The sequence below is a fragment of the Pantoea sp. RCC30.1 genome, from assembly GCF_058148845.1.
This window is the reverse complement of sequence record NZ_JBXUHX010000013.1, coordinates 41,092-53,009: the sequence shown is the minus strand read 5'-3', so window position 1 is coordinate 53,009 and position 11,918 is coordinate 41,092. Positions and strand designations below refer to the sequence as shown.

Genomic DNA, 11,918 nt, shown 5'->3' with positions numbered 1-11,918 from the left:
CGGCTCAGGCGTCTTCGCGCATCAGTTGTTCTACGGCATCCACCACATCCTGCACAGTACGCACCGCGCGGAAGGTTTCCGGCTTGATTTTACGGCCGGTACGCTTTTGCAGGTGAACCACCATGTCGACGGCATCAATGCTGTCGAGTTCGAGATCTTCGTACAGACGTGCCTCGGGATGGATATCCTCAGGTGCAATTTCAAACAGGCTGGTGAGCAGCGAAGCCACTTCCTGATAAATCTCTTCTTTGTTCATCATAAGATTGTCTCCGCTTTCAGCTGCGCTGTTGGTTGACGAACGCTGCCAGCGTCGCAACAGAGAAGAAATGGGCACGCAGGGTTTCACTCTCCGCAGAGAGTGCCACGCCGTAACGATTTTTCACTGCCAGACCCAGCTCCAGTGCATCAATTGAGTCCAGCCCCAGTCCATCGCCAAACAGCGCAGCGTCGGTCTCTATATCATCAGGGCTGAGATCTTCAAGGTTCAGCGTGTCGATAATCATCTGTTTGATATCGTTAATTAATGAATCCATACCGGTTTTCGTCTTACCTGTTCTGGGGGACCAGCGCCTGCTCTAGATGGCGGGTCAGGCGACGCGCGGCCAGCGGCTGCGCATCGGGATTGCTTTCACAAAACAACTGACTGTCGATTCGTGACTGTACTCGCACGGTAAACAGCGGCTTAACCGGCGGAATCTGATACCAGCGGCTCTGTTTATCGAGCATACGCTGGGTGCAGGTGATGTGAACCACGCGCAGATCGCATCCGGCACGCACCGCAATATTCGCAGCTCCGCGCTGCAGGGTCAGCGGCTGACCGTAGCGGGTGCGGGTGCCTTCCGGAAAGATCAGGATATTGTCGCCGCGCGCCAGTCGCTGCTGGCTGTCCGGCAACAGCGTCTCCGCTTCACTGTTAATCAGATAGTCAGCGGCGCGGATCACCCCGCGCATAAAAGGGTTCTTCTGCAGATCGGCTTTCACCAGGCAATCCATCTCCGGCAGTACCGAGGCGATCATCACATAGTCGATAAGAGACGGATGATTGGCGACAATCAGGCATCCGCGATCCTGTTGCAGCAGCTCGGCACCTTCAATGCGGTAGTCGTAGACGCCAAACGTCCGGCAGAAACGCAGGAAGCAGCGGAAACTAAAGGCGATAGCGCGTCGGGCCAGCAGGCGGCGGCGCAGCGAATCGCGCTGTACCAGTAGCAGCAGATTGAAACCAACCAGCGACAGCAGCAGGCCACCCAGGCCAAACAGCGTAAAACTCACCGCCGTCATCACCAGCCGCCAGTAATAGTTAACGCGGCTGCCCGCGAACTGCGCCGGTTGTGAACAATCAGCCATGATTTTTCTCCCAGTGCCATATCAGGCGTTCGCCTGCCAGGCTGAAGGTGGGTGACTCCGCCAGCCACTGCTGCAGAAAACGCAGGCTCTGAGGCAACCGTGTTTCTGCCCTCTCCTCTCCGACGGCGCGGCCCGTGCAGTGCAGCTGTTCGCCCGCACGCAGCAGCAGCGCTACCGCATAGGGAAAGTTCACGCTCTGTTCCGCCAGCCACGGCAGATAATAGTCAGGCACGACGCCGTCAAAATCGACCAGCAGCACCTGCTGATAGCCCGCCTGATGCAGGGCGCTGACTTCAATCAATCCCTGCTGAAAAGAGTCGATACCGGCTGCAATAGAGGTGGAGACCAGCGGCGCTTTGGCCGCAATGGTCAGGCTACCAACCGCCGAGTTATGAACAGACATGGCAAAATCTGTGGGTGACATCGACTGCTGATCTGCCAGCGTATGGAGAATTCGCAGATTACGCTCCAGCTCACCGTGACGACTGGTAAAGACGATAGCATCTACCTGTTGCCGCGCCAGCAGGGCCAGCCCGCACTCTACCGCCGCACGACTGCCGCCGCTCAGACGACGTGCCGTCATCATCGGTAAAAGTTGCGGTTTCGCCATCGCCTCTGAGGGGTCAATAACGTTGCCCTGTTGCGCCCAGTCATGCCAGGCATCGCGCCCGTGTAATCCCGGAGCCAGAGCCTGCCAGTCGACCAGTGAGTAAGCGAGTTTCATCTAAACACTCTTTTCGTCATACGTGTGGAGTCGGCGTTCATCGGATCGTCACCCCTGCCCTGTGCAAAAAAAGTGCGTACCGCTAAACCTCTGCCGATCCCGTATCGGACCTTCACGGTAGAGGGTTATTCAGTGATTCAGCAATAGCAGCTCATCTGATTTGTCGGCCGGCTACCGCAGAACTTTATGCTTAGATCGTCTGTCGACAAATCATTGCGACAGCACAGACATTACTGAGCGGCCAGGGCCGACAGTCGTAACTGAATATCCTGGTCGAGATTGGTGATCCAGCGGTTGTAGTTATTGTGGATCTCACCCTCTCCCGCTTTCAGGTTTTCACTGCTGACATAATCGATGCGGTAGTTCTGGCTGGTGTAAGTGATACGGATGTTCGCCACGAAATCACGCTGCGCCAGACGGCCAGTGATCACGCCAGGAGAAACAGGAGTCATTACCCATTTCCGGTTAATACCTGCCTCAATGATCGCCAGTTTCATCTGGTTGTCGGTATAGCGCTGAGTGAGGGTCTGATTCACATTGTGAATCGGTGCAGTGCGCGCGCAGCCGGTTAATAACGCAGCAACAAAGGCCAGCGTGAAAATGGTTTTTTTATTCATGATGAATCCCTTCTTTTATGATTTATATCAGTTAATTAAACGGATAACTCGCCTGGCACTGTTTTAACTTTACGTGCGTTTTTCCGTCTGGCTGGTTTAAAACCCGCGCATGATACCATCGAATGTAAAGACAGGTAAGCAGAAGTATGCGCAGGTTTTTAGTGGATATTTGAAGGATTAAGACGGGGCAAAGTGCGCAGTCGCCGCGACAGCGCAGAAGCCGATCCCGGCCGCAGAAACTCTGGCTGCGGCTGGATCGGCCGCGGCAATTAGGGTGTGGAAGCCGGTGTCCAGCCACCGCCGAGTGCACGGTAGAGATCAATCTGCGCCAGCAACAGGTTATTTTTGACGGTCACCCGATTCAGCTGGGTTGAAAACAGGGTTCGCTGCGCATCCAGTTCATCCAGATAAGAGGCGTAGCCGTTCTGATAACGATTGCGGGCAATGCGCAGCGCCTCTGTCACATAGGCTTCCTGCTTTTGCAGCTCCTGAAGCTGTAACTCACGCTGCCGGATGGCGTCGATTGCATCGTTAACTTCCGAGAAGGCGTTGCGCACGACTTTTTCATAGCCATACAGCGCCTGATTGCGCGTCGCCATTGAGACATCAACCTGCGCTGTCAGCGCTTCACGGTTCAGCAGCGGCGCCAGGATGCTACCACCCACGCTCCAGAGCCGGAACGGATCGTCCGCTAACTGGTGCAGCACCGAACTCTGAAGGGTACCGGTGGCGGTGAGGTTCAGCCCCGGCAGCAGCTTAGCCCGCGACGAGGCCAGGCTGGCATCTGCGGCCAGCAACTGACGCTGTGCCTGCACAATATCCGGGCGGCGATTAAGCAGCTCGGAGGGCAACAGCGATGGCATCTGCTGCGGTAAGATCTGGTCGAACTGCTGACGACGAGCAATGTTACGCGGGTTCATGCCCACCAGGATGCTCAGCGCATTCTCCTGCTGAGTAATCTGATGCTGCAACTGTGGCATCTGCGCTTTGGCCGACTGATATTCCGAGGCGGCCTGCATCCACTCCAGTCTTGAGGTGTAGCCGGTTTCAAACTGGCGCTGTGCCAGCTTCAGCGAATTGTTGCGGGTCGCCAGCGTCGCCTCCGTGACCCGCAGTTGCTCATCCAGCGCGCACAGGTTGAGATAACCCGACGCCACCGAACTGGCGATCGTCAGCTCGGCGGCAGATGCGGCGGCCTGCTGCGCCGCAAGGCTCGCCTGCGATGCTGTGATGCTGCTGCTGCGCGCCCCCCAGAGATCGACCTCGTAGTTCGCCTGTAGTAAGCCCTGGAAAACATCGGTTTCATACGGCTGGCCAGTGACTGACGAGAGCGTGCGCTCACGGGTCGCGGCCACCCCCGCGCTCAGGGTCGGAAAGTTATCGCCCTGCGTGGCGCGCAGCTGGGCGCGATACTGATCAACGCGGGAACGCGCCGTGAGGATATCGGGATTATTGCGCAGCGCCTGCGTTACCAGCCGGTTGAGATACTCATCATGAAACGCGCGCCACCACTCCGCTTCCGGCGCAGCCGTTGGCCCGACACTATTGCGCCAGGCCTCAGGGATCGGCAGAGAGGCCGGGGCCTTTTCAACCTGCGTGGCGCAGCCGGATAGGAGAAGTGCCAGCGCGCTTACCAGTAAGCCGCGCCGCATCATCGCGCAGCCTCACCGGCGGGCTGGGCGGCGGTGTCAATATTGACTTCAACCGACATACCAGGGCGCAGCTGATGCATATCCTGATCGTTGATGCGGATGCGAACCGGAATGCGCTGCGCAATTTTAACGAAGTTACCGGTGGCGTTGTCGGGAGAGATGGCGCTGAACTCCGAGCCTGCGGCCGGAGAGATAAATTCCACCTGACCGTTAAAGCGTTTGCCATCCAGCGCATCAACCCGAATCGTCACCGGCAGGCCAGGACGAATGTTAGCCAGCTGGGTCTCTTTCAGGTTCGCGATGATCCATTTGTTATTCGGCACCACCGAGGTCAGGCGCGTACCCGCCGTGACATAGGCGCCGGTACGCACCGACAGCTGACCGAGCTGACCATCGTCGGGCGCGGTAATTCGGGTATTCGCCAGATCGATCTCCGCCAGCTCCAGCGCGGCGCGGGCGCTCTCGACATCGCCCTCCAGCGCGTCGCGGTTGACGATGACGGTCTGCAGATTCTGCTCGGCGACAGCGATCTGGGCGGCAGCCTGACGCACCTGCGCCTGCGCCTGCGCGTTGGCGGCACGAGCGGCATCACGCTCACGCACCGACAGCGATCCATCCGCCGTGAGATTTTCAACGCGCTTCAGATCGAAGCCACCTTTCAGCGCCTGGGCTTTGGCATTCTCCAGCGCGGCTTTATTGCTCTCAATAGTTGCCTGCGCGCTGCGCCGCTGCTGCAGGTTATTGTTCAGGGCCGCCTGCTTCATCGCCAGCTGCGCCTGCGCCTGATGGACCCGCTGGCGATAGATACGATCGTCAATGGTCATCAGCAGCTGCCCTTTTTTCACCGGCTGCAGATCGATCACCTCAACCGAGGTGAGATAGCCGTTAACCTGCGGACTGATGAAGGTCACCTGGCCGCGCACGTAGGCATTCTCGGTGCTTTGTATTGCGCTGGTGAAGGGCCAGAGTTGCCAGGCATAAAGAATAACCAGTACGCCAATCACCACAATGCCGCTGCCCGCGGCGATTGAAAGAATACGGCGGCGATTCGCGCGTTCGCGTTCCGCCGCCTGTAGCTCATCCTGCTGACTCATTGTTTCTCCGTTGATTCCTGTAATGCGGCCAGCTGTTGCTGCTCACGCAGGTTAAATTGTGCCTGACGCCAGTCAAGGTACCGACGCCGCGTTAAACGCCACATCACCCACATCAGGGTGACCAGTGCCAGCGCGGCAGTTAACAGGTAGGTATCGTTATAGGCGAGCACGTTGGCCTGCAGCGTGGCGACCGTCTGTAACTGGCTGGTGCTCTGCGCGCCGCGCAGAACGTCGTCACCCACCAGCGAATTAAACAGCGCATTGTACTGGCTGAGCCGTTCGGTGACGTTGGGATCGAGCAGGGAGAGTTGATCGCCCAGCAAGCTGGAGTGATATTTTTCACGCCAGACCTGAAACGTGCCCAGAATAGCCGAGCCGATCAGCCCGCCAAGATTCTGGCTCATGCCAAACAGCACCACAAAACTCACCAGGTTTTTCGGCTGGGTCACCACGCTGCCAATGCCCATCAGCATCGCAGGCGCCATGAAAAAGGCGCTGCTGAAGCCGAGCAAAAACTGACTGAAATACATCTCGGAGCCACGGGTCAACGGACTGGATTGGGCATCCATCAGCGAGGCGATAATCATCACCACCAGCGAGGCGACAATGGGCCAGTTTAGATGATTGGGCTTGATGGTCAGCGCACTGGCGGCGATGCCCGCGATTACCCCGGCCATAATCGCCAGCGCCAGACCGCGCATCTGATCGTTCTGCAGGCCAATCTGCTGTAGAAAGCCGATTGCGCCGGTGTTCTGTTCCGCCAGTACGATACGGATCATGATCATCACAATGCCAAGCCGCAACATCATGCCGCTGCTGAGCCAGCGAGTATTGATCAGCGGATTACGCCGGTTATGTTCTATGACAATCGCCGCGACAATCAGTGTCAGGGCGATCGCAGTGCAGATACCGAGCCACGGCGTGGTGAACCACCACTCAATACGGCCCAGCGTCAGTACGCCGCACAGCAGCGCCATGCCGGGTGCCAGCAGGATGAAGGTAAGGAAATCCATCTTTTCAAAGGTTTTGATGCGATCGCCCGGAGGCAGTTTGACCAGCAACACCCCGCCGAGCGCAATCAGCGCCAGACCGAGTTCAAACAGATAGAGACCGCGCCATTCGTTGAGCTGCAGCAATTCAGACGAGAATAAGCGCGCCAGCGGAATAGCCAGTTGCGATACCGTCAGGCCAATCACCAGTGCTTTAAGTCGATGTTTCGCGGGCCAGGCCTGAACCTGATAGAAGATCCCCAGTGAGCTGAGTGCCGCTGCCACCATGCCATGAGCGGTGCGCACAATGATCGCCGAACTGAGGTCGTTGGCGAATAAGTGGAAAAACGCTACCAGCACATAGAGCACCAGAAACGCCTCGGTGAAGACACGCAGACCAAACTGCTGCCGGAACTTGACCAGCAGCAGATTAATAGAGATGTTGCCCATTACGTAGACCGCAGGCAGCCACGCAATTTCATTCGACCAGGCGCCAAAGGTACCCTGCAGGTTAACCAGGTTCGCCGTGACCAGCGCGTTACTTAGTGCACCCGTGAGTGAGATCAATAAACCGATCAGACCAAACGCGACGCGCTTTGGCATCGAATGCAGTGGCGTCGAAGGCGAGCCCGGCATCATCGGTTTTTCGTGCGGCAACCACTCGCGTGCAGCGTAGGGATTTCGTTTTGCCACTGCTACATACTTCCCATACGGCTCAGCAGTTGTTGCAGTACGCGTTCGGTCACGGCCAGATCATCGGGATCGATATCGGCCAGCATTTCAGTACGGAGTGCATCAGCCTCGGTTTTCACTTTGGCGAACGCTTCGTTGCCCTTGTCAGTGAGCACCAGGTGGCGTTTACGTCGATCTTCTGGCGGCTGTACCCGCGTCAGCAGCGACTGTTTAACCAGCCGATCCACCAGCGGCACCATGCTGGCATCTTCCAGCCCCAGCATCTGTGCCAGTTCGGTCTGCGTCATGCGCTGTGGTTCACTGGCAATCAGGCCGATCGCCATCCAGCTGCTCATGCTTAAGCCGCTATCTTTAAGGTGACGATCCACCGCCAGGCGCCAGGCATGTGCGGTCAGATGCAGTAAGTGGGTAAAGGTACGCGTGTTCTGTGACAAATGTTAGCAGCCTAATAGTAAGAGATCTAATTGAGAGTTAACGTTATTATACGCAAAGCTAATCGCGAATGAAAAGCGCACGGTCTGTTAAAAATTAGTGGATCGCGGCAGAATGTCCAGAGGCCGCAATCAGGAGCCGGAGAACATGAAACAGGCATCAGGAAACTGGGTTGATCTGCGCCGTGACGCCGTCAGCGGTATCGAGGCTCTGCGCGCCCATTTTACCGGTCACGCCTATGATCCTCACTGGCACGACAGTTATCTGATTGGCGTGACCGAGCAAGGTGTACAGCAGTTTCATTCGCGGCGCAAACAGCATCAGAGCCGTCCCGGCACTGTTTTTATGCTGGAGCCAGAGGAGCTGCATGATGGTGATGCCATCAACGACAGCGGTTTCACCTACCGGATGCTCTATCTTTCACCGCAGCAGATTGCGCAGCACCTCACACCCGAGCAGAGCGATGGCCCCTCGCCGCGCGAGCTACGGTTTGCCACCACGCTGCGCGACGATCGCCCGCTAGCCTATGCCGTCTGGCACGCGTTTGATGCACTGTGGCACAACCATCCCGCCATCATCAAAGAGGCGGCGATGGATCGGATGTTCGGTCAGCTTACTCCGCATCGGCAGTGGTCACTCCCCGCGCAGTCCGTGGATAAAGATGTCCGGCAGGCGCTGCAGGCGCGTGACTGGCTGATTGCCCATCATGCAGACAATCCCGGCCTTTTGCAGATGGCGCAGCAGCTGCAGATCGATCGCTTTCGGTTGTCGCGCCTGTTCCAGACGCACTGGGGTTTGCCGCCCCACGCCTGGCTGGTGCAATGGCGGCTGAGCCAGGCGCGTCGTCAGCTGGCACAGGGCCAGCCCGTCGCCGATGTCGCTGCCGCGCTGGGCTTCGCCGATCAGAGTCACCTTGGCCGCTGGTTTAAACGCGCCTGCCAGCTCTCCCCTGCGCGTTATCAGCACGCCTGCACAAATCTTCCAGACCCAGGTTAAGCCTCTTGCCACAATGCGTTTTTTTAGTCAGGAGAAGCGCAATGCAAGACCCACGATGTGTGATGATACTCAATGCCACGCTGCCGCCAGGCAAAGCCACCAATGCCGCCGCCGTGATGGCCTTAACCCTGGGTCAGCGGCATCCCGCGCTGGTTGGCGTCAGCCTGCAGGATGCGGAGAGCCGCCCTTCTCCCGGTTTGATCACTACCGGGATTCCGGTGCTGTCCGCCAGTGACGAACAGCTCAGTGTATTGCGGGAACAGTGTGAACAGGCTGAGTTGGATCTGGTGCTGTTTCCCGAAGAGGGACAATCCACCACCGATTATCAGGCGCTGTGCGCGGTGCTGCGACAACAACCGCGTCAGCAATGGCGTCTGCTGGGAATCGCCATCGTTGGCGATAAAAAAGCCCTGCGTAAGCTGACGGCAAAACTGGCGTTATTCAGCTGATTTTTTTGCGGGAAGCGGGCCACCGTTTCCCGTTTTACCCCACTCTGCTCGTCCACCCGCGACTTGTACAGGTTACTTGTACAATTTTTGCTTCGGAATAATCATTATAACTTACTGATAAATATCAAATAGCACAATTTGCCAATGTTCCGATTGTACAGATCGGCCTTCATTGTATAAGTTTACTGCCACGAGTTGCCATGCGACTCTGTAACGAATGATGCACTTGCGTCACCTCTGAAGGTGTCAGTGGATTTCCACCTTCAGAGGTTATTTTTTTGTTTGCTCAATTTGTGACACTGGTACCATCGCATCTGTCCATGCGGTGGTTTTTTTGATCGCTTTTGTCCTGACATCCGAACCGGAATCGGGCTGTTCTGAAGGGCTTACATATGCAATATATTCTTCCCCGGACCAATCAGGAAATCGCTGATTATTTTAACCCTGCGGCCAACAAGCCAGCCAGTGAGATGGAAATGCTGGGTATCCTTGTTGCAGAAATTTTGCAGTCAGGTATGCCTGTCAACAATAAAGCCATTATTTCCAAACTCATTCATCGGCTGGAACTGGAAAGTGACAGGGAGATGCTGGATATCTACCGACAGCTGCTCGAACTGGTAGTCCATAAAACCCCGGACGATTTTTCACTGTAAGACTGACTCCACGGAAGGAGTCGCCCCCCTTTTTCTGGCATCTTCGCCAGTCGCCCGGTACTATCTGCCCCTCACCATTATCAAAATCTTCCCGCCCTTCGCGCGGGAGCAAAACAACTTAAGAGCCTGCAAACCTTTATGACTCATTCCAATGATGTTGCCGCAACCGACGTTGTGGCGGGTGATATCAGCGTGGGCCGCGTTCTGCGTTCGCCTGCACTGCTGACCCGCGAATGCCTGGCCGGGGTGATTACCGCGCTGGCATTAATCCCTGAAGTGATCTCCTTTTCCGTTATTGCCGGTGTAGACCCTAAAGTCAGCCTGGTTGCCTCCGTCGTGCTCTGCCTCACCCTGTCGATACTGGGCGGACGCCCGGCGATGGTTACGGCAGCTGCCGGCTCTGTAGCGCTGGTCATCGGGCCGATGGTCCATCTGCATGGCGTGGAATATATTCTGCCTGCGGTGGTGATGGGTGGCGTGATCCAGATTCTGTTTGGCCTGGCCGGTCTGGCGCGAATGATGCGCTATATCCCCCGCTCAGTGATGCTGGGATTTGTGAATGCGCTGGGCGTGCTGATTTTCTTTGCTCAGGTACCGCACGTCTGGGGCCAGTCATCGCTGGTGTGGATCTTCTTTGCGGTGACCCTGGCTATCGTACTGCTGCTGCCACGCCTGTTAAAGAGTGTTCCTTCGCCGCTGATTGCCATTGTGGTGGTGACGGGTGTTGCACTGCTGATGGGCTATCGCATGCCGAACGTGGGCGATGAGGGGCCGATGAGTCCAGGCCTGCCCGGTTTTAATAGCCTGCTGGTGCCGCTTAACCTGCAGACCCTGCAGATTATCTGGCCTACCGCACTGAGCATCGCCTTTGTCGGACTGATGGAGTCACTGCTCACCGCCAAACTGGTCGATGATCTGACCGATACCCCCTCCAGTAAACGTCGTGAATCCTGGGGTCTGGGTGTGGCGAATATTCTGGCGGGATTTTATGGCGGTATCGCCGGATGTGCGATGATCGGTCAGACCATCGTCAATGTTGAACTGGGCCGGGCGCGCAGTCGCGTTTCTACCGTGGCCGCCGGTCTGGTGCTGCTGTTACTGGTGACCGGACTAAGCCGGATTATGGCGCAAATTCCGATGGTGGTGCTGGCCGGGATCATGATGGTGGTAGCGGTGAAAACCGTTAACTGGCATAGCCTGCAGCCCGCAACCCTGAAACGTATGCCGTGGTCAGAGACGCTGATTATGGTGCTGACGGTGGCGGTGACAGTCTGGACAGGTAATCTGGCACTGGGCGTACTGGCTGGGGTGATCCTGGCGATGCTGCTGTTTGCCCGCCGTATTGCGCACGTGATTCATGCGGAACGCCAGCTGAGCGAAGATGGCGAGTCGGTATGCTATGAGGTACGCGGTCCGCTGTTCTTTGCCAGCAGCAACGATCTGTTTGAGCATTTTGATTATGCACATGACCCGAAAAAGGTCATCATCGACTTAACGCACGCGCAGATCTGGGATGCATCCAGCGTCGCGGCGCTGGATGGTATTGAATATCGCTATCAGCGTTATGGTAAAGAAGTGATGATTGAGGGGCTGGATCCACGCAGCACTGACTTCCATCAACGCCTGACCGGTAATTTCGGCTAAAAGACTTCGTTCTGCTGCCTTTCCGGCAGCAGAATTTACTCGGCCTGTTGTCGCCGCGCCCGGTAGCGGCCAACCATGGTGATCAGCGCCTGATAGATTAAACCGGCGTAAAGACTTGTCAGAATCGCCAGACCTGGCTCTTTGCCCTGCTGATGCCATGACATAAACCACATGAACACGCCCCACAGTACAGAAAACACCAGCCATCCGCGGACGAATTTCATAATGCCATTCATAACGACTCCTCTTAAATGAAGCGCTACCTTAGCGTGCTCCTGCCCGAAACGCATTGCCATCATGCGCGAGTTGCGAGGCGTCTCATATAATCGCCACTCATTCTCCCTGCGGTTAGGATGTTTAGCCCTGTCCGGGCGATTTTGTGGTGATTCTCTATACTCAACGTTCCGCTTAACTGATCAGGGAATTACGATGAAACGTACTGCTTACCTGCTATCGACACTGGCTATCTTTGCCACTCTCACCGCCTGTGCACCACCACCACCAGGAAGAGACGCCCCACCACCACCAATGCCAGGCAAAGCAGCACCGCCTCCACCGAGCGGTCAGCAGCCGGTTGGCGCACCGGGCGGTGTCGGCCCGGCAGGACAACCGCAGGCGTAACATTATT

The 11,918-nt window shown here is 56.8% G+C and carries 15 protein-coding genes; 5 read left to right on the top strand and 10 right to left on the bottom strand.

The genetic code is table 11. The features are described from left to right. Positions 1 to 4: 4 nt before the first annotated feature. The 9 genes from AC2LB6_RS13205 to AC2LB6_RS13165 all read right to left on the bottom strand — a co-directional run bounded on the left by AC2LB6_RS13205 (position 5) and on the right by AC2LB6_RS13165 (position 7,550). Positions 5 to 259, bottom strand: a complete 255-nt coding sequence (locus AC2LB6_RS13205; RefSeq protein ID WP_136198985.1) for an acyl carrier protein — start codon at positions 257 to 259, stop codon at positions 5 to 7. Between the two features lie 16 nt (positions 260 to 275). Beyond that, positions 276 to 533, bottom strand: a complete 258-nt coding sequence (locus AC2LB6_RS13200; protein WP_179896116.1) for a phosphopantetheine-binding protein — start codon at positions 531 to 533, stop codon at positions 276 to 278. 13 nt (positions 534 to 546) lie between these two features. Further along, a complete protein-coding gene (locus AC2LB6_RS13195) occupies positions 547 to 1,347 on the bottom strand; it encodes a lysophospholipid acyltransferase family protein (RefSeq protein WP_490093859.1) in 801 nt (266 codons plus the stop codon). Further along, positions 1,340 to 2,071 (bottom strand): beta-ketoacyl synthase chain length factor, encoded by a 732-nt coding sequence (locus AC2LB6_RS13190; RefSeq protein ID WP_490093858.1) that lies wholly within the window; start codon positions 2,069 to 2,071, stop codon positions 1,340 to 1,342. The genes AC2LB6_RS13195 and AC2LB6_RS13190 overlap by 8 nt, the downstream gene beginning before the upstream one ends. Positions 2,072 to 2,301: 230 nt before the next feature. Further along, positions 2,302 to 2,688: a hypothetical protein gene (locus tag AC2LB6_RS13185; protein WP_490093857.1), complete on the bottom strand. Its 387-nt coding sequence runs from the start codon at positions 2,686 to 2,688 to the stop codon at positions 2,302 to 2,304. Positions 2,689 to 2,957: 269 nt separating this feature from the next. After that, the gene (locus tag AC2LB6_RS13180; protein ID WP_490093915.1) at positions 2,958 to 4,340 is read right to left on the bottom strand and encodes an efflux transporter outer membrane subunit; all 1,383 of its coding nucleotides are present in this window, start codon (positions 4,338 to 4,340) and stop codon (positions 2,958 to 2,960) included. After that, complete coding sequence (locus tag AC2LB6_RS13175; RefSeq protein WP_490093856.1) at positions 4,340 to 5,434, bottom strand: HlyD family secretion protein; 1,095 nt, start codon at positions 5,432 to 5,434, stop codon at positions 4,340 to 4,342. The genes AC2LB6_RS13180 and AC2LB6_RS13175 overlap by 1 nt, the downstream gene beginning before the upstream one ends. Continuing rightward, entirely contained in the window at positions 5,431 to 7,116 is a 1,686-nt protein-coding gene (locus AC2LB6_RS13170) for an MFS transporter (protein WP_490093855.1), read from the bottom strand. Before AC2LB6_RS13170 ends, AC2LB6_RS13175 begins: the two co-directional genes overlap by 4 nt. A gap of 2 nt (positions 7,117 to 7,118) precedes the next feature. Next, positions 7,119 to 7,550 carry a MarR family winged helix-turn-helix transcriptional regulator gene (locus AC2LB6_RS13165; protein ID WP_090962378.1) on the bottom strand — a complete coding sequence of 144 codons (432 nt, stop codon included), beginning with the start codon at positions 7,548 to 7,550 and terminating at the stop codon, positions 7,119 to 7,121. A 145-nt stretch (positions 7,551 to 7,695) separates the two neighbouring features. Between AC2LB6_RS13165 and AC2LB6_RS13160 the strand changes: the two genes are divergently transcribed. The 4 genes from AC2LB6_RS13160 (at position 7,696) to AC2LB6_RS13145 (ending at position 11,290) form a co-directional block, all read left to right on the top strand. Beyond that, a complete protein-coding gene (locus AC2LB6_RS13160; protein ID WP_490093854.1) occupies positions 7,696 to 8,544 on the top strand; it encodes an AraC family transcriptional regulator in 849 nt (282 codons plus the stop codon). A gap of 41 nt (positions 8,545 to 8,585) precedes the next feature. Then, positions 8,586 to 8,993, top strand: a complete 408-nt coding sequence (locus AC2LB6_RS13155) for a DUF2000 family protein (RefSeq protein ID WP_490093853.1) — start codon at positions 8,586 to 8,588, stop codon at positions 8,991 to 8,993. Between the two features lie 392 nt (positions 8,994 to 9,385). Beyond that, on the top strand, positions 9,386 to 9,646 hold the full coding sequence (locus AC2LB6_RS13150) for a biofilm/acid-resistance regulator YmgB/AriR (RefSeq protein WP_090962383.1): 261 nt from the start codon (positions 9,386 to 9,388) through the stop codon (positions 9,644 to 9,646). Between the two features lie 138 nt (positions 9,647 to 9,784). Continuing rightward, complete coding sequence (locus AC2LB6_RS13145; RefSeq protein ID WP_490093852.1) at positions 9,785 to 11,290, top strand: SulP family inorganic anion transporter; 1,506 nt, start codon at positions 9,785 to 9,787, stop codon at positions 11,288 to 11,290. Between the two features lie 35 nt (positions 11,291 to 11,325). Here the strand turns inward: AC2LB6_RS13145 and AC2LB6_RS13140 are convergent, their stop codons facing one another. Continuing rightward, positions 11,326 to 11,526: a DUF6404 family protein gene (locus AC2LB6_RS13140; RefSeq protein ID WP_003849972.1), complete on the bottom strand. Its 201-nt coding sequence runs from the start codon at positions 11,524 to 11,526 to the stop codon at positions 11,326 to 11,328. 193 nt (positions 11,527 to 11,719) lie between these two features. On the opposite strand from AC2LB6_RS13140, the gene AC2LB6_RS13135 reads away from it, so the two are divergent. Beyond that, on the top strand, positions 11,720 to 11,911 hold the full coding sequence (locus tag AC2LB6_RS13135) for a hypothetical protein (RefSeq protein ID WP_490093851.1): 192 nt from the start codon (positions 11,720 to 11,722) through the stop codon (positions 11,909 to 11,911). Positions 11,912 to 11,918 lie beyond the last annotated feature (7 nt).